Source organism: Microbacterium sp. NPDC058021, from assembly GCF_042885955.1.
Classification (GTDB): Bacteria; Actinomycetota; Actinomycetes; order Actinomycetales; family Microbacteriaceae; genus Microbacterium.
This window is the reverse complement of sequence record NZ_JBHVRF010000002.1, coordinates 109,488-127,445: the sequence shown is the minus strand read 5'-3', so window position 1 is coordinate 127,445 and position 17,958 is coordinate 109,488. Positions and strand designations below refer to the sequence as shown.

General features: G+C 72.2%; 11 protein-coding genes. 6 read left to right on the top strand and 5 right to left on the bottom strand.

Features of this window, described 5'->3' with window-relative positions; translation table 11 throughout:
• Window positions 1-42 precede the first annotated feature (42 nt).
• Window positions 43-1,092, bottom strand: a complete 1,050-nt coding sequence (locus ACFVR6_RS04060) for an App1 family protein (RefSeq protein ID WP_386959093.1) — start codon at window positions 1,090-1,092, stop codon at window positions 43-45.
• A gap of 5 nt (window positions 1,093-1,097) precedes the next feature.
• Window positions 1,098-1,781: a DedA family protein gene (locus ACFVR6_RS04055; RefSeq protein WP_386959091.1), complete on the bottom strand. Its 684-nt coding sequence runs from the start codon at window positions 1,779-1,781 to the stop codon at window positions 1,098-1,100.
• Between the two features lie 41 nt (window positions 1,782-1,822).
• On the opposite strand from ACFVR6_RS04055, the gene ACFVR6_RS04050 reads away from it, so the two are divergent.
• From ACFVR6_RS04050 to holA, 5 genes are all read left to right on the top strand, one after another.
• Window positions 1,823-3,139, top strand: coding sequence for an anthranilate synthase component I family protein (locus ACFVR6_RS04050; protein WP_386959089.1), 1,317 nt, complete (start codon window positions 1,823-1,825; stop codon window positions 3,137-3,139).
• A 70-nt stretch (window positions 3,140-3,209) separates the two neighbouring features.
• The gene (gene leuS, locus ACFVR6_RS04045; RefSeq protein WP_386959087.1) at window positions 3,210-5,789 is read left to right on the top strand and encodes a leucine--tRNA ligase; all 2,580 of its coding nucleotides are present in this window, start codon (window positions 3,210-3,212) and stop codon (window positions 5,787-5,789) included.
• 292 nt (window positions 5,790-6,081) lie between these two features.
• A complete protein-coding gene (locus tag ACFVR6_RS04040) occupies window positions 6,082-6,699 on the top strand; it encodes a helix-hairpin-helix domain-containing protein (protein WP_386959085.1) in 618 nt (205 codons plus the stop codon).
• On the top strand, window positions 6,696-9,074 hold the full coding sequence (locus tag ACFVR6_RS04035) for a ComEC/Rec2 family competence protein (RefSeq protein ID WP_386959084.1): 2,379 nt from the start codon (window positions 6,696-6,698) through the stop codon (window positions 9,072-9,074). Before ACFVR6_RS04040 ends, ACFVR6_RS04035 begins: the two co-directional genes overlap by 4 nt.
• 9 nt (window positions 9,075-9,083) lie before the next feature.
• A complete protein-coding gene (gene holA / locus ACFVR6_RS04030; RefSeq protein ID WP_386959082.1) occupies window positions 9,084-10,136 on the top strand; it encodes a DNA polymerase III subunit delta in 1,053 nt (350 codons plus the stop codon).
• Window positions 10,137-10,574: 438 nt separating this feature from the next.
• Here the strand turns inward: holA and rpsT are convergent, their stop codons facing one another.
• Entirely contained in the window at window positions 10,575-10,835 is a 261-nt protein-coding gene (rpsT, locus tag ACFVR6_RS04025) for a 30S ribosomal protein S20 (RefSeq protein WP_386959080.1), read from the bottom strand.
• Window positions 10,836-11,076: 241 nt separating this feature from the next.
• Between rpsT and ACFVR6_RS04020 the strand changes: the two genes are divergently transcribed.
• On the top strand, window positions 11,077-12,399 hold the full coding sequence (locus ACFVR6_RS04020; protein ID WP_386959079.1) for an MFS transporter: 1,323 nt from the start codon (window positions 11,077-11,079) through the stop codon (window positions 12,397-12,399).
• Here ACFVR6_RS04020 and ACFVR6_RS04015 read toward each other — a convergent pair.
• Window positions 12,338-13,072 (bottom strand): alpha/beta fold hydrolase, encoded by a 735-nt coding sequence (locus ACFVR6_RS04015; protein ID WP_386959077.1) that lies wholly within the window; start codon window positions 13,070-13,072, stop codon window positions 12,338-12,340. The two genes, ACFVR6_RS04020 and ACFVR6_RS04015, sit on opposite strands and share 62 nt — an antisense overlap.
• A gap of 69 nt (window positions 13,073-13,141) precedes the next feature.
• Window positions 13,142-17,869, bottom strand: coding sequence for an ExeM/NucH family extracellular endonuclease (locus tag ACFVR6_RS04010; RefSeq protein WP_386959075.1), 4,728 nt, complete (start codon window positions 17,867-17,869; stop codon window positions 13,142-13,144).
• Window positions 17,870-17,958 lie beyond the last annotated feature (89 nt).

Sequence of the window (17,958 nt, the reverse complement as noted above, 5' to 3'; positions counted from 1 at the left end):
AGCCGCGCCGTCGCGCTGGGCGCGGGTCGGGCAGTCAGCCGCTCAAGCGGGCGGGTCGGGCTCGACCACGCCGACGTCGGCCAACCGGTCGAGAAGCCCGGCGCCGTCGGAGTCGGTCACCCACGGCACGCCCGCCGCGGAGTGGTCGTCGACGACGGTGCGGCCACCGGCGAGCACCGCCTCGGTCGCGGAGAGGCGCCGGATCGCGACGGCGGCCACACGGTCGGGATGCTCGGCCGCGAACGCGGTGTACAGCGCGTCATCGTGCTGGCCGTCGTCGCCGATGAGCAGCCACTTGATGTCGGGGAACTCCTCGGCGAGGCGCGCCAGGTTCTTGGCCTTGTGCTGCCGGCCGCTGCGGAACCACCGATCGTGGGTGGGCCCCCAGTCGGTGAGCAGCATGGCGCCGGGCGGGAAGACGTGGCGCCGCAGGAAGCGCATGAGCGTGGGAGCCACGTTCCAGGCGCCGGTGGACAGGTAGATCATCGGCGACCCCGGGTTCTCGCGCGCGATGCGCTCGAGCAGCACCGCCATCCCCGGCACGGGCTGGCGGGCGTGCTCGTCGAGGACGAACGAGTTCCACGCGGCGACCAGCGGCCGGGGGAGTGCGGTGACCATCACGGTGTCGTCGACGTCGGAGACGATGCCGAAGCGCACCTCGGGAGCGACGATGAACACGCGGGATTCCACCGGCTCACCGCCCTCGACGGACATCGTGATCGGCTGCCACCCGGGCGAGAGGGTGCCCGGCAGGGTCGCATCGATCACGCCGCCCCGGTCGGCGACGACCTCGTGCTTCACACCGTCGATGTCGATCGTGACCTGAGCGAAACCGATCGGCACGGAGGCGAAGCTGCGCCAGCCGCGGAAGCTGGCGTACTCGCCGCGGGAGTCGGTGCGCACCGCCGGAACGATGAGCACGCGTCCGAGCACCCGCACCCAGTCGGGGCCCCCGTAGCCGGGGAAGGCGGCAACCGTGGGGAGCTGGCCGCGACGCCGTGCGCGCCGCTCGCGCCACGAGTGAAAGCGGTACTCCATGCGCGCGATCCAGAGGATCTTCGGGCGCGGGGGAGCAGGGTCTGTGCCGGGCATCCCGTTCAGTCTCCCATGCCCTCCTCGGCATGTGGTGACAATGCTGCGTCTTCTGCCTCGAGGTGGCGGCGCTCGCGTCGCGCGATCAGGCGCTTGACGAGGTAGGCGAGCAGCAGGAAGGCCACGATGACGCCGACGAAGATGTACCCGGCGAAGTGGATGCGGTCGGACAGTTCCCGGTAGGTGCCGGCGGCTGCGGCGGCCACGCCGACGTAGGCCACCGCCCACAGTGTGCAGGCGGGGAGCGTCCAGGCGAGGAAGCGACGGTAGGCGAACCCGCTCATCCCGACGGTGAGCGGCACGACCGAGTGCAGCACCGGCAGAAAGCGCGACAGGAAGATCGCCGGTCCACCGCGTCGGCGCAGGTACATCTCCGCCTTCACCCAGTTGCGCTCCCCGATCTTCGCGCCCAGGCGGGAGAAACGGATGCGCGGGCCGAGGACCCGACCGAGCCAGAACCCGATGCTCTCTCCGACGAGCGCGCCGATGATGACGGTGATCACCAGCACCACGCCCTCCACGGGCGAGGCGACGGCGGTGCCGGCGACGATGACGATCGTGTCGCCGGGGACGACGAGCCCCACGAGCACACTGGTCTCGAGCATAATGGCGAGCCCTGCCAGCACGGTGCGCAGCACCGGATCGACACTCTGAACCGCGTCCAGAATCCAGGTGAGGAACTCGTTCACGGTCAGAGCCTAGAGCCGCTGCCGCCCTCTAGCCTGAGAAGGTGCTCCCCGCCCTGTCCGCCCTGCCGCTCGCCTGGGCCGATCCGGCGTCGGTGTTCGCCGGGGGGCCCGCGGCGGAGCGCCACGCCTTCTGGCTGGATGCCGGACCGGATGCCGCGAACGGCTGGAGCTGGATCGGCATCGGGGAGCCCGAAACCGACGCCGCCGCGGTGCGCTCGGTCGCGCTGGGGACCCCCCGCGCAGCGGCCTGCGAGTGGGGACCATTCCACGGCGGTTGGGTCGGATGGATCGGCTACGACGGCGCCGCCGGCCGCGCCGGCCGCGCCGGCGCGCCGCACCACGCGGACACGGCCGTCCCGGAGGAGATGTGGCTGCGCGCCACGCGCTTCGTCGCGTTCGACCACTCTCAGGGTCGGATGTGGGCCGTCGCGCCCGCTGCCGAGGTCGAGGCCTTCGCGGCCCAGGCGGCCGCATGGGCGAGCGCCCCGCGTCCCCTGCTCACCCCGGCCGCACCGCGGGTCGCGCGCGCCCGCGTGAGCGCGTCCGCGTACGCGCGCCGGATCGAGCAGTGCCGCGACGCCATCCGCGAGGGCGACGCCTACCAGCTGTGCCTCACCACGCGCTTCGACGTCGTCGCGGCGGAGCCGATCGACCCGGTGGCCGCGCACCTGCGGCTGCGGGCGTCCTCACCCGCGCATCACGGCGGTCTCATCCGCAGCGACGACGTCGCGCTCGTCTCGGCCAGTCCCGAGCGTTTCCTCGAGGCGGCCGACGGGCTCGTGCGCACGCGACCGATCAAAGGCACCCGTCCGCGGGGGACGGATGCCGACACGGATGCCGCGCTGGCGGCGGAACTGCAGGCGAGCCCTAAGGAACGCGCCGAGAACGTCATGATCGTCGACCTCATGCGCAACGATCTGTCGCGCGTGTGCGCACCGGCATCCGTCGCCGTCGACGCCCTGCTGTCGGTCGAGTCCTACCCGGCGGTGCACCAACTGGTCAGCGCCGTGAGCGGCCGGCTGCTGCCGCACGTCACGGTGGGGGAGCTGCTGGCGGCGACCTTCCCCGCCGGCAGCATGAGCGGGGCGCCGAAGCTGTCGGCCATGACGATCCTCCACCGGCTCGAGGCGGCGCCGCGCGGGGTGTTCGCCGGCTGCTTCGGATGGGTGGGCGCCGACGGGGCACTGGATCTCGCGATGGTGATCCGCTCGATCGTCGTGCATCCGGGTGGCGCGTACGTGGGCGCCGGCGGCGGCATCACATGGGGCTCCGACCCAGCTGCAGAGGTCGCGGAGGTCGCGGTGAAGGCCCGCGCCCCGCTCGCGGCCCTGGGCGCACACGTTCCCCCCGGCTGGTGACACAGCCCGTCCGGTAATGTGGAACGACGCGTTTCACGCGACCCGAGTACCCCACGATTGGCAATATTCCGTGTCCCACACGCCTTCCTCAGACTCCGCCGGCGACAGCGCCGGATTCGACGTGCACGCGATTCAGGAGAAGTGGCAGCGACTCTGGGAGCAGGCCGACCCGTTCCGCGCCGGCGGTGACGACGACACCCGTCCGCGCAAGTACGTGCTGGCGATGTTCCCGTATCCCTCCGGCGACCTGCACATGGGTCACGCCGAGAACTACCTCTACTCCGACATCGTGGCCCGCTTCTGGCGCCACCGCGGCTACAACGTGCTCAACCCGATCGGGTGGGACTCGTTCGGCCTGCCCGCCGAGAACGCCGCCATCAAGCGTGGCGCCGACCCGCGTGAGTGGACGTACGTCAACATCGACCAGCAGAAGGCGAGCCTGAAGCAGTACGGCGTCTCGTTCGACTGGAGCCGGGTGCTGCACACGAGCGACCCCGACTACTACCAGTGGAACCAGTGGCTGTTCCAGCAGCTGTTCGAGCGCGGCCTGGCCTACCGCAAGGAGAGCCCGGTCAACTGGTGCCCCCACGATCAGACGGTGCTCGCCAACGAGCAGGTCGTCGACGGGCGCTGTGAGCGTTGCGGCACCGAGGTCGTGAAGAAGAAGCTCACCCAGTGGTACTTCCGCATCACCGAGTACGCCGACCGGCTGCTGGACGACTTGAATCAGCTTGAAGGCTTCTGGCCGCACAAGGTGCTGCAGATGCAGCGCAACTGGATCGGCCGCTCGATCGGCGCCGACATCGACTTCGAGATCGAGGGCCGCGCCGAGAAGGTCACGGTCTTCTCCACGCGCCCCGACACGCTGCACGGGGCGACGTTCTTCGTCGTCGCGCCCGACTCCGACCTGGCCGCCGAACTCGCCGCGGGCGCATCCGCCGAGGTGCGCATGCGGTTCCAGGACTACCTGGAGCGCGTGCAGAAGGAAACCGACATCGACCGGCAGTCCACGGACCGCCCGAAGACCGGTGTCTTCCTGGAGCGCTACGCGATCAACCCGGTCAACGGTGAGCGCCTGCCGATCTGGGCCGCCGACTACGTGCTGGCCGACTACGGTCACGGCGCCGTCATGGCCGTGCCCGCGCACGACCAGCGCGACCTCGACTTCGCCCGCGCGTTCGACCTGCCGGTGCGCGTCGTCGTCGACACCAGCGCGCCGGTCACCGGTGCGATTCCGGTGATCGAACTGGACGACGAGGGCGTGCCGGTCGACCCGGGTGCGGATGCCGCGGACGAGACCGACCCGGTCAAGACCGGCATCGCACTCACCGGCGAAGGCCGCATGATCAACTCCGGCCCGCTCGACGGGCTGAGCAAGCGCAACGCCATCGCGCGCGCGATCGAGCTGCTCGAGGCTGCCGGCACCGGCCGCGCCGCGAAGACCTATCGCCTGCGCGACTGGCTCATCTCGCGTCAGCGGTTCTGGGGCACTCCCATTCCGATGGTGCACACCGACGACGGCCGCATCGTGCCGGTTCCCGCCGACCAGCTCCCCGTCGAACTGCCCTCGGTGAAGGGCCTCGACCTCACGCCGAAGGGCTCGTCGCCGCTGGGAGCGGCGACAGAGTGGGTGACGACGGTCGACCCGGAGACGGGCGAGCCGGCGCGCCGCGACCCCGACACGATGGACACGTTCGTCGACAGCTCGTGGTACTTCCTGCGGTTCCTCTCGCCGGGCGACCAGACGCAGCCGTTCTCGCAGCGCGAGGCCGACCGCTGGGGTCCGGTGGACTTCTACATCGGCGGCGTCGAGCACGCCATCCTGCACCTGCTGTACGCGCGCTTCATCACGAAGGCCCTCTACGACATGGGCCACGTCGAGTTCACCGAGCCGTTCTCGAGCCTGATCAACCAGGGCATGGTGATCCTGAACGGCGCGAAGATGTCCAAGAGCAAGGGCAACCTGGTGCTGTTCCAGCAGGAGCTCGACGCCCACGGCGCCGATGCGCTGCGAGTGGGACTGGCATTCGCCGGCCCCGTCGAGGACGACAAGGACTGGGCAGACGTCTCCACCGTGGGGGCGGCGAAGTTCCTGGCGCGCGCCCTGCGCATCGCGGGCGATGTCAGCAGCAAGCCCGACGTCGTGTGGGCAGAGGGCGACCCCGCGCTGCGCCGCGTGACCCACCGCCTGCTCGCCGACGCCCCCGGCCTGGTCGAGCAGACGAAGTTCAACGTCGTCGTCGCGCGCCTCATGGAGCTCGTCAACGCCACCCGCAAGACGATCGACTCCGGTGCGGGCGCGGCCGACCCGGCCGTGCGCGAAGCCGCCGAAGTGACGGCGATGGTGCTCGACCTGTTCGCCCCGCACACCGCGGAGGAGATGTGGTCGATCCTCGGATACGAGCCGTTCATCGGCCTCGTGCCGTGGCGTCAGGCCGACCCGACGCTCCTCGTCGAGGACTCGGTCAAGGCGATCGTGCAGATCGACGGCAAGGTGCGCGCGACCCTCGAGGTCTCGGCGCGCATCGATGCCGCGGAGCTGGAAGCGATGGCCCGCGGTGACGAGCGCGTGGTGCGCTCGCTCGCCGGCCGCGAGATCACCCGCGCCGTCGTGCGGGCGCCGAAGGTCGTGAGCTTCACCACGGCCTGAGCCGGAGTCTCGGAGGCGGGGTCGCGGCGTGTGCCGCGGCCCCGCCGTCGTGTGGGGGGGGCGCGGGGCGCCCGTTCGCCAGTTCTGCGGAGATCTGCAGTTCTTCGGAGGCTCCGGGGCGCGTCGCTCCGAAGAACCGGCGATCCCCGAAAACGTGGCGAGGGATGCCGGGGGCCGCTCACACCGCCGCGCCGGCACGCCGCCACCTCCACCGCGGCTGATTCGGGCGACCTCTCCACGGATGGTCCCCAGCGGCATCCTCATGCCCGGCAACCGCGCCTAGCGTGACTGCGTGACCGTCGACGACCCTGCACCGCGTGCCCGACGGCGCCTCGGCGTCGGCGCGGTGACGGTCGTCGTGATCGCCGCGCTGGCGGTGACGGTCGCCATCGGCATCCTGCGCACGACGACGGCGCCGGTCGAGACGATCACCATCACCGAGACGGATGCCACCCTCGCTGCCTCCCCGCCGGCGCCCGCCGTCTACGTCCACGTCTCCGGCGCCGTCATGGCGCCGGGCCTGTATCGACTGGACGAGGGCGCCCGCGTCGTGGACGCCGTATCCGCCGCAGGCGGCTTCACCGACACCGCAGACCAGGCGGCGGTGAATCTCGCGCGCATCGTGACCGACGGTGAGCAGCTGCACGTGCCGGCCATCGGCGAGGCGCCCCCGCCTGCACCGCTGTCGAGCACCGGGGGAAGCGCGACGGTCCCCGGCGGCAAGGTCAACCTCAACTCCGCGGACCTCGCCGCCCTCGACACCCTCCCGCGAATCGGGCCCGCGATGGCACAGCGCATCATCGACTGGCGCGACCAGAACGGCCGGTTCACGAGCGTGGACGACCTGCTGGCGGTGCCGGGGATCGGCGACAAGATGCTCGCGGCGTTGCGCGAGCTGGTCACCGTGTGAGCCTGCGGCGCGCGAGGCGACGCGATCTGCGCCTCATTCCAGTGGCGGCCGGCGCGTGGGCCGCCGCACTGTGGGGAGCCGTGTACGCCGACACGCACGTCGCGCCGGATGCTGCGTGGGCCGCGATCGCCGCCTGGTCCGCCTGCCTGGGTGCACTCGTCCTCACTGCGACCGCGCGGCGCCCCACACCGCGCACGACCGCCGCGGTGGCCGTGCTCACATGCGCGGGTGCGGCCGCGGTGCTATCGCATCTGGCGCTCGCCCAGCCGAGCCGTTCGATCGACCACCTGTCCATCGACGGCGGCCGCGCGCTGCGGATCACGGCGACGGTGACCGGCAAGGTCGAGCCGACCGCGCGGGGGCTCGGCTTCGATGCCGTCGTCGACCAGGTGCGTATCGGGGTCGACGTCCACGCGGTCGCGCTCCCGGTGACGGTGCGGGTGTCACCCGAGGATGTCCGCGGCCTCGCGCATCTGGCTCCGGGTGCCCGCGTGGAGGTGTTCGGCACGGCCTTCCGCGCCGATGCGGGGGAGCGCTCGGTGCTCATCGTGCAGGCGACGACCGGTGCCGACGTGGTGAACCCGCCGCGGGGACTGTTGGCGACGACCGCCCACTTGCGCGAGCGGTTCGTCGCCACCGCGCACGATCTGCCGCCGCCGGGTGCGGGGCTCGTCCCCGGTCTCGCGGTCGGCGACACGGCGTCGGTCTCGTCGGAGCTGGATGCCGCGATGAAGGCGTCGTCGCTCTCACACCTCACTGCGGTGTCCGGGGCGAACTGCGCCCTCGTCGTCGGCATCGCGTTCGCGATCGCGGCGCTCTGCGGCGCCACGCGTGGCATCCGCGTCTTGGTCGCGCTCGTCGCGCTCGGTGGCTTCGTCGCGCTCGTGACACCGGAGCCCAGCGTGGCGCGGGCGGCGGTCATGGCGGCCGTCGCGATGCTGGGGGTGCTGCTCGGGCGCGTCGGCGCGGGGCTGTCGATGCTCTGCCTCGCGGTGGTCGTCCTGCTCGTGGGCGATCCTTGGCTCGCGGGGGAGATCGGGTTCGCGCTGTCGGTCGCCGCGACGGCATCCCTGTTGCTGCTCGCAGGCCCCCTGGCCGACGGCATCGCGAGGTGGATGCCGCGGCCACTCGCCCTCGCACTGTCGGTGCCGCTGGCGGCGCAACTCGCGTGCGGCCCATTGCTGATCATCGTGGAGCCGTCGGTGTCGCTCTACGGCGTGGCCGCGAACCTGCTCGCCGCCCCTGCCGCCCCCCTCGCGACGATCGTCGGGCTCGCCGCGTGCCTGGCGGCGCCCATTCCCGTGCTCCAGGCGGGGCTCGCAGCCGTGGCGTGGATCCCTGCGACCTGGATCGCGGGGACCGCGGAGACCGTCGCGCGTCTGCCGGGGGCGAGCGTGCCCTGGCTGGACAGCGGCTGGGGCATCGCGTCGCTGGCCGGCGTCGGCGCGGCGATCGTCGTCGTCTTCATCGCACGCGGGCGCGGACCCGTCGTGCGCGTGACCCGCGCGGTGGCGTCCGCCGCACTCGCAGCGCTGATCGGGGTCGGGGCCGGCGGCGTCGCACTGTCGGGCGTGCTGGCTCCCACCACGGTGCCGACGGCGTGGTCCGTCGCGGCGTGCGACGTCGGCCAGGGCGACGCCGTACTCGTGCGCTCGGCCGACGCGATCGCGCTCATCGATACCGGACCGGATCCGGAGCGGTTGCAGGAGTGCCTCCGGCGATTCGCGGTCGGCCGCATCGATCTGCTCGTGCTGACCCACTTCGACGTCGACCACGTCGGCGGGATCGCCGCGGTGAACGGCCGCGTGGAGCTCGCTCTGCACGGACCGGTCCCGGATGCCGCTGCGCACGCCGTGCTGCGACGCCTCACCGAGGGAGGAGCTCACCTCACGGACGCCGCAGCCGGGCTGGCGGGGGAGCTCGGGGATGCCGCTTGGCGCGTGCTGTGGCCGACTTCGGGTTCCGTTGCCTTCCTCCCCGGCAACGACAGCTCGGTCGTCCTCGAGATCGCCGGGGGTGGTGTGCCGACGAGCCTGTTCCTGGGCGACCTTTCGGCGGCGCCGCAACGCACGCTGCTGGCGTCGGGGCGGCTTCGATCCGGCTACCAGCTGGTCAAGATCGCCCACCACGGCAGCGCCGACCAGGCCGACGAGCTGTATCGCGCGCTGCAGCCCGTGGTCGCGGTCGTGACCGTCGGCGAGGACAATGACTACGGGCATCCGCGCGCGGAGATCCTGCGACTCCTGGCATCCCTCGGCGCCTCGACCGCGCGCACGGATCGCGACGGGATCGTCGTGGTGGCCGTGGCGGACGGCGCCCTCGCGGTGTGGCGCGAGCGCGCTCCGCCGAGCGGCGGTGTCCACGGCCCGGGATAGGCTGGAGGCATGGCTCCTCCCGCGCGCAGACCCCCTGCACGCAAGCCCGCGGGCAAGGCTACGGCGAGCAAGATCCGTCAGCTTTCCTGGCGGAGCCCGGAGCCCGCGCCGATCGTGCTGGTGTCCGGGCCGGAAGAGGTCTGCGCCGAGCGCGCCATCGCCGGTATCCGCGAGTATCTGCGCACCGAGGATCCGAGCCTCGAGGTCACCGACATCCGCGCCGACGATTACACCGCCGGCACACTGCTCGGCGTGACGTCGCCGTCTCTGTTCGGCGAGCCCCGGCTCGTGCGGGTGTCGGGGGTCGAGAGGTGCTCCGACACGTTCCTCGCCGAGGCGATCTCGTACCTTGAGCATCCGCAGGAGGGTGCCACGGTCGTGCTGCGGCACACCGGGTCGAGCGTGCGCGGCAAGAAGCTCCTCGACGCGATCCGAGCGGGCACGGGCGGCGGTGTCGAGGTCGCGTGCCCCGCGGTCAAGCGCGACAGCGACCGCTACGACTTCGCGGCGGGGGAATTCAGCGCGGCGCGCAAGCGCATCGCGGCTCCCGCGCTGCGCGCTCTGGTCTCGGCCTTCGCCGACGACCTCACCGAACTGGCCGCCGCGTGCCAGCAGCTCATCTCCGACGTCCCGGACGACATCACCGAGGCCATCGTCACCCGGTACTACGGCGGCCGTGTGGAGACCTCCGCGTTCGCGGTGGCCGACACCGCCATCGCCGGCCGCTACGGGGAGGCGTTGCTGGCGCTGCGCCAGGCGCTGGCATCCGGATCGGACCCCGTGCCCATGGTCGCCGCGATCGCATCGAAGCTGCGCACGATGGCGCGGGTCGCGGGTCACCGCGATTCGTCGTCGGCGCTGGCCGCCCGCCTCGGGCTCAAGGATTGGCAGGTCGACCGTGCCCGCCGTGACCTGATGGGCTGGAACGAGACGTCGCTGGGCATGGCGATCCAAGCGGCAGCACGGGCGGATGCCGAGGTGAAGGGCGGCTCCCGCGATGCCGTCTTCGCCGTCGAACGTCTCGTCACCGTGATCGCGACCCGGCAGCCCTTCGGCTCCTGACCCGCCGCGCCGCCCGCCCGTCGCCGCCCGCGCGTCGCCGCCCGCCCGCGCGACCCCGGCGGGCGCCCGGACTGCTCAAGTGTCACGTCCGCACAGTGTGGTGCCGAAACACCCACCACAACCGACACCGGAACCGCCCCGGCGCGCCCCCTCGGCCCCCGCCTGCCGCGCCCGGGCGCCCGGGCTGCGCAAGTGTCACGTCCGCACAGTGCGGTGCCGAAACACCCACCGCAAGCGACACCGGAACCGCCCCGACCCCACCGCGGCCGCCCCCGGGCGGCTCGGGTGTCACGTCCGCACAGTGCGGCGTGGGAACACCCGCCATTAGTGACACCGGAGCAGCCCGGGAGCAGCCCGGCGCCGAACCGGCGGGGTGACGACGCCGGGAACGACGAAGGCCCGCCCCACGGATGGGACGGGCCTTCGGTACGGCTACGCTCAGAGCGCGGCAACCTGCTTCGCGATCGCCGACTTGCGGTTCGCAGCCTGGTTCTCGTGGATGACGCCCTTGCTGACGGCCTTGTCCAGCTTCTTCGTCGCCTTGACGAGAGCCTTCTCGGCTGCGGCCTTGTCGCCGGCGGCGATGGCCTCGCGGGTGCGACGCACCTCGGTCTTCAGCTCGCTCTTGACGGCCTTGTTGCGCTCGCGCGCCTTCTCGTTGGTCTTGTTGCGCTTGATCTGCGACTTGATGTTCGCCACGTTCGACGTATCTTTCGTTCGGAGTGATCGGTGGAATGTCGGGCACCAGTAGAGGGATGCCGCCCGACGGTCGTGTGAGAGTGGAAGCCCACACGCAAGTCAAGTACCGAGTTTAGCAGGTCCGCGGGCATCGCCCCGTCACGCGCCACCTCTCGCGCGAGGGGTCCCGGGTACGGCATGATCGGTCGCGCCGGCACCCGACCGGCTCGCCGCCCGGCCGAGACGCCGGGGGAGGACTGCGATGACGCACTCTGCCGCATCCCGCCCGCGCGTCGGCGCCGGCTGGTTCACCCTGTTCACCCTCGCATGGCTCGCACTCTGGGCGGTGCAGCTCGTGCCGATCCAGCTCCTCCTGCCTCTGCAGCTGGATACGCCCGACGACGCCGACGGCTGGATCGCGGGCGTGATCTGGTCGGGCGTCGTGCTCGCTGCCGGGGGAGTCGCCTCGATCGTGGTCGGCCCCATCGCCGGTGCGCTGTCGGACCGCACCCGCTCCCGCCTCGGCCGGCGCCGCCCATGGGCGCTCGGCGGCAGCTGGCTGGCCGCCGCCGCCCTCGTGGCGACCGCGTTCGCCGACGGTCCCTGGCTCATCGGCGCGGCCTGGATCGGAGTGTCGGTCGGGTTCGCCGCGGCATCCGCCGCGTTCACGGCCCTCATCGCCGATCAGCTCACCACGCAACGCGGCGCCGCGTCGGGCGCCGTCGGCTCCGCCCAGGCGCTCGGGCTCGTCGTCGGGGTGGGCGTGATCGCCCTGCTGGAACTCGACATCGTCACGGGGTACCTGCTCCTGGCCGTGCTCATGGCGGTCGTGGGCACCGTGGCCGCATTGCTGCTGCCCGACCCCGTCGTCGACGTCTCACCGACCCCCGCCCGGCATCCCGACGCCCGGCATCCCGACACCCGGGATGCCACCGCCCACGAGCCCACCGGCCACCCCGCCCGCCCCCGCCGCCTCGAGGCCCTCCACGACCCCGACTTCCTCTGGGTGGTGTCCGGCCGCCTGGTCGTGAACATCGGCAACGGCCTCGGCACGGCGCTGCTGCTGTTCTTCCTCCTGTACGGCCTCCGCCGCCCCGCCGCCGGCGCCGAGGACGACCTGCTGCTGCTGATCCTCGTCTACACGGTCTTCGTCGTCCTCGCCTCCGTCGCCGGCGGCTGGCTGTCGGACCGCACGCAGCGCCGCACCGGCATCGTCGTGGCATCCGCCCTCATCCAAGCCGTCGCGGCGGTGGTGCTGGCGGTCGCGCCCGCCTACGGGACCACCCTCATCGCCGGTGCCCTGCTGGGCGTCGGCTACGGGGCGTTCACGTCGGTCGGCTTGGCGCTGGCGACCGACCTGCTGCCCAGCGAAGCCGACCATGCGCGCGATCTGGGCATCGTCAACGTCGCGGCGAACCTGGGGCAGCTGCTCGGCCCGCTCGTGGGCGCGCTGCTCGTCGCCGCGGTCGGCGGGTTCTGGCTGCTCTTCGCCGCGGCCGCCGCCTTCTCGGTCGCGGGCGCGCTCATGACGGCGCGGGTGCGTCCCGCTCGATCGTCGCGATCGCCAGTCGCAGCACGGCGTTGAACACGTCGGGGCGCATCGCTGTGACGAGGTGGGTCGTGCGGGGCACGACGATGAGCTCGGCCCCCGGCACCAGGCCCACGAAGAGGCGCTCGTTGACTCGCAGCTGGTCGTACTGGCCGTTCACGAACCACGTGGGCACGTCGATGCGCCGCAGCGCGGTGAGCAGGTCGAGCACCGACAGACTCCGCATCGCCACATCCTGCGCGTCGAAGGCGTAGCCGCCGGCGCCGAAGTCGGCGCGCGTCTCCTCCGGCAGAGTGCGCGCGAGCATCCGCTGCGTGAACCACATGCCCCGACCCGGCAGGGCATCGAACCCCCGGGCGATCAGCCGGTAGGCGGCCAGGCCCACGCCGCGCGGGATCGCGGTGCAGGATGCCCCGATGAGACCGGCCAGCGGTGGACGCTGCTCCCGCCCCGCGTATTCCGTGGCGAGCAGGCCACCCATCGAGTGCCCCACCAGCAGCACGGGGCCGCGGGTCGCGGCATCCCGCACCGCCTCGTCGATCGTCGCGAATGCGCCGTCGAGCGTGAACGTCTCGGCCATGCGCGTGCCGTGACCGGGGAGGTCCACCGCGTGGGCGGGCACGCCCTGCCCGGTCAGAGCGGCCACCTGCGCGCGCCACATGCTCGCCGACGTGCGGATCCCATGCACCAGCACGACCTGCACCGTCATGGCATCAGCCTACGAGCCGACCGGCGGCGAGGGGGAGGGCCCCACCCGCCGCCGGCCGGCGTGGCCGGTTCAGCCGATGGCCCGCACGGTGGCGGTGCGGCTCGACGAGCCCGCCACGGTGCCGGGGTCGGCCGGCACGAACACCGCTGTGTAGGTGTGGATGCCGCGGCTGAGCGTCCCGAGCCGCAGCGACGCGATGTCGCTGCGCACGGTGGCGGTGCCGACGACCGTGCCGTCGGCGCCGCCCTCGCGGAACTCCACCACACCGGCCGGGCGCGCACCGCTCTGCTGCACGTACGCGACGAGCGTCGTCGGCAGGAAGCGGTTGATGTGCACCGGCAGCAGCGGCACGAGGTGCGTGGTGGTCTCTGCCAGCACGACCGGCTGCGCCACCTCGATCGGCACGGTCACGACGGTGCCCGAGGGCTGGGCCGTGAGGGTGAGCGCCGCGGCACCGGCGGGCACGTCCGCCGGCAGGGAGACGGCGACCGTCGCCGCGCCCGCCGTGACCGCGACCTCGCCGAGCACGGTGTCGCCGAGCGCCACCGACAGCACCGTGTTCTCGGGCGCACCACGGCTCGTGAGGTTGAGGCCGGCCACGGCGAATTGCACGGCCGCTCCTGCCTCCACGACCTCCGGGACACCGCTGACCTGCACGGCGTGACGTGCGAACGACGGCGCCAGCGGCGAGGAGTCGGCGATGTAGTCCACCCACGCCTCGTAGTCCACGAGCCCGGTGTCGACGTAGTCGGCTCCCTGGGTGAAGACGCGGAAGTTGTCGCCGCCCGCCGCCAGGAACGAGAACGTGCCGATGCGGTACTCGCCCGCCGGATCCAGCGGCTGACCGTCGATCGTCACCGAGGTGATGCGGTCCCCCGCGGGGAGGGCGGGATCGAACGTGTACGTGACGTTGTCCGAGAGGCCCAGCTGCAGGTACGGGCGCTGCGGCACCGTGCCGTCGGGGTTCGTCTGCCACTGCTGCTCGAGCATCGTGGTGAACTGCTCACCGGTCAGCGTCACAAGGCCCAACGTGTTGTTGAACGGCAGCACCGCGTTGGCCTGCGAGAACGACACCGTACCGTCGGGGAGTGCCGGTACGGCCTGCGCACCGAACTCCGCCTGGGTGTCCCACAGGTCCGCACGCAGGCCGCCCGGGTTGGTGACGCCGATCGTGGCGCCGTTGGGGAGGTCGGCGAGCGAGTCGCGCAGCATGTTGGCGACGGTGTTGCCCAGCGTCGATTCCGATGCCCGGTCGTCGCGGGTGCCGCCGGTCCAGACGCCGTCCACGAACGAACCGCCCGCGTGCGCGGTGGTGATGTCCGCGGCCACCTCACCGACGCCGGTGTTGCCGATCTCCGCCGCTGCAGCCAGTGCGGCCTTCGTGATGCGGTCGACCTCGGCCACGCGCGGGAACTGTGCGATCAGTTCCGCGTCGGCGGTCGTGGTGCGTGCGACGTTGCGCTCGGTGTGTGCCGACACCTCACCGGTGCTCGGGTCGACGGTCAGCGTGATCTCGCCGATGCGCGCGCCGTAGGAGCCGGTCTGCACGATCGGGCGGGTGCGGTCGGTGCCGGGGATCGGCGCCGACCAGGCGTACTCCTTGTGCGTGTGGCCGGTGAAGATCGCGTCGACCTCGGCGGCGGTGTCGTTCACGAGGGCGGCGAACGGCCCACCGGCCGCGAGCTCCTGCTCGAGCGTCGCACCGTCCGGCGTGCCGGCCCCGGCGCCCTCGTGGTAGAGCGCCACCAGCACATCAGCCTCGCCGTTCGCGGCGTCGCCGTCGCTCAGCTGAGCCGCCACGCGGTTGACCGCTGCGACCGGGTCGCCGAATTCGAGGTCGGTGATGCCGGCGGGGGAGACGAGGGACGGCGTCTCCTCGGTGACGGCGCCGATGACGCCCACCGTGAGCCCGTCCGCCTCGTGCAGCGAATACTCCGGCAGCGCCGGGGTGTCGGTGCCGGCGAGGTAGACGTTCGCGCCGAGCTGCGGCGCATCGAAGGCATCCTGCACGCGGCCGTCGAGGTCCGCCCAGCCACGGTCGAACTCGTGGTTGCCCACCGCGGTGGAGTGCAGGCCGAGCGCATTGAGCACGTCGATGGTGGGCTGGTCCTGCGCGACCGACGAGGCGAACAGCGAGGCGCCGATGTTGTCGCCCGCCGAGAGGAACAGCACGGGTCCGGATGCCGCGTCCCGCAGCTGCTCGACGGTGCCGGCGAACTTCACGGTGTTGGCGTCGATGCGCCCGTGGAAGTCGTTGATCCCGAGGAGTGTCAACGCCACCGGGGCGGCGTCGGCGGTGAGCCCGACCTTGATCGGGTCGTGGTCGCTCGAGCGGTACACATCGGCTGCGTAGAACTCGGTGCCGTGCGAGCGGAACCGGCTGTATTCCAGAGCGAGCGCCTCACCGGAGTTGATGTTCCAGATGTCGGCACCGGTCGCACGGGCGCGGGCCTGGGCGTTCAGCAGCACGTGGTCCAGCGAGCCGGACAGGCCCGAGAAGCTGTACGACCGGGTGTCCACGTCGAAGGCCTGCTCGGCGCTGACGTAGCCGGCGTCGTAGAGCACCTGGAGCGGGTCCTCGTAGCCGTAGGAGTTGAAGTCGCCGACGAGTGCGACGGCGTCGACATCGCCCTGGATCTCGGTGACCCAGTCGCGCAGCGCCGTCGCCTGGCGCACCCGGGACTCGTTCGACGAACCCTGCCCGTCGCCGGCATCGGCGTCGCCGGGCCACGGGCCCGCCGAACCCTTCGACTTGAAGTGGTTGACCGCCACGAGCACCGGCTCGCCGCCGCCGGTCGGCTCGAACACCTGGGCGATGGGCTCACGGGCGTTGCCGAATGCCTGGTCGTCACCGCTCTGGTCGCCCAGCGCGCGGGCGGCGCCCACGGGGGTTACGGCAGCCGGCTGGTAGATGATCGCGTTGGTGATGACATCCTGGCCCGCGGGGTCGGGGAGGTCCGCCGACGACGCGACGTAGGCCCAGGTGTCTTCGCCTGCCGCGGCGTTCAGGGCCGCGACGAGCGTCGCAGTGGCTTCGTCGGCCTGTTCGCCGAGGGCGGCGGAGTTCTCGATCTCCATCAGGCCCACCACGTCGGCGTCGAGCTTCTCGATCGCCGCGACGATCTTCGCCTGCTGACGTGCCAGGTCATCGGCATCCCAGGCGCCGCGCTGGTCGCAGCCCTCCCGCACCGTCACCCCGTCGCCGAAGCGGTCGGTGTATGCCACGCAGGAGGGGGTCGAGGCGCCGAGGGTGGTGAAGTAGTTGAGCACGTTGAACGACGCGATCGAGACGTCGCCGCCCACGTCGTCGGGGGCCGCGGTGCGCGGGTTCGAGAAGGTCACCGTGTCGTCACCCGAGCCGTCGCCGACGAGCGGGCTGGTCGGGTTGAGCTTCCAGGCGCCGTTGCGGAAGTCGACGATGAGCGGGGCGGCGAAGGTCGCCGTGCCACCGACGACGACCGGCTCGACGAGCGAGACATAGGCCGGAGTCAGGGCGCTGTTGGCGGCGCTCAGGAAGTTGGTGCTCGCGCCGTCGTCGAGGGTCACCGCGCGTGCGGCGTTGTCGGCGGCCACGGCCGCGGCCTCGGGCGAACCCGGGCGTGCGACGTCCGTCGGCTGGCGCAGCGGCTCATCGCCGGCGGCGAGACCCACCTCGCCGTACTGGCCGGTGGAGTAGGTGTTCGTGACGGTGAACGTGCCCTGTGGAGCCAGCAGCATCGATTCCAGCGCCTCACGCTGGGCCGCATCGGCCGGCCATGCGAGCGTCGCCGGCACGGGCGCTGCGGCATCCTCGAGCGTGGTCGCCGCGCCCGGGGCCACCTCGATCTGGGTGAGCCCCTGGTACTCGCCGACGAGCCCGGTGACTTCCACCGTGTCGCCGAGGGCGACCTCGCCGGTCGCCTGCGGCGCGCGGACGAAGACGGCGTCGGATGCCCCGTGGGTCGCGGGATCCAGCGCGCCGCCGGTGCCGGGGGACTGGATGACGTAGCCGCCGAAGCCGCCCGTCGGATAGTGCGCGGTGACGACACCGCTGGTCGTCACGGTGCGACCCGCGTACGGGGAGGTGTCCGTCGTGCCCTGCAGGTCGCGGATCGCGATCGTCTCGGGCTCCGGTTCCGGCTCGGGTTCCGGCTCGGTGCCGCCCCGTCCCACCGGGGTGGGTGTGGCGAGCGCGAAGTCCGCGGCGTTGTCGGCGGTGTTGCCGAACTCGGCGTTGCGGCTGATGCTCTGGGGATTGGTCGTCGCCGGGGCCGGCGCCGCGCCGGCGAAGTGGTTCGCCGCGCCCCAGCCGACGAAGTCGACGACCTCGGGCAGGCCCACGAGGCCGCTGAAGCCGGAGAGCGGCGTCTGCGTCGACACCAGCGCCACCTTGCCCTGGCTGCCGCTGAGAGCGAGGCCGCCATCGACGTCGGGGGTGATGGCGGGCTGGGTGGCATCCGCCCCTGGAGCAGCGCCGATCAGCAGCTGCGCCCCGGCGGGCAGGGTGATGCCGGTGAGCGGCGTCAGCTGCCAGTTGCCCCCGGTGGCGGAGGCGTACTGCACGCTGTAGCCGGAGAGGTCCACCGCGGCGTCGGAGACGTTCGCCAGTTCGATGAAGTCGCGGTTGAACGCGCCGCCGGCGTTTCCGCCGCCGCCGTACACCTCCGAGATCACGACCGGCGCGTCGACGGAGACGGCCGCCGTCGCCGCGGTCGGCACGAGCGCGAGGCCCGCGGCGGTGGTGGCGAAGGCCGCAACGGCGGCGATGGATCGGCGGCCGAATCGGCGCGAGGGCACAGGCGAGGTGCGGTGGGTCACGGTCATCTCCGAGCGGCTCGGGCGCGTGGGATTCGCGCAGACACCGTCCGCCTCATTGAGCATTCGGTCAAACGGGCACCTTCGGCAAG

What these genes read in the sequence shown, in the direction of transcription:
- ACFVR6_RS04060 (WP_386959093.1), bottom strand. Translation starts at nt 1,092, where the DNA reads ATGCCCGGCACAGACCCTGCTCCCCCGCGCCCGAAGATCCTCTGGATC.
- holA (WP_386959082.1), top strand. Translation starts at nt 9,084, where the DNA reads ATGGCTCCTCCCGCGCGCAGACCCCCTGCACGCAAGCCCGCGGGCAAG.
- ACFVR6_RS04020 (WP_386959079.1), top strand. Translation starts at nt 11,077, where the DNA reads ATGACGCACTCTGCCGCATCCCGCCCGCGCGTCGGCGCCGGCTGGTTC.
- ACFVR6_RS04015 (WP_386959077.1), bottom strand. Translation starts at nt 13,072, where the DNA reads ATGACGGTGCAGGTCGTGCTGGTGCATGGGATCCGCACGTCGGCGAGC.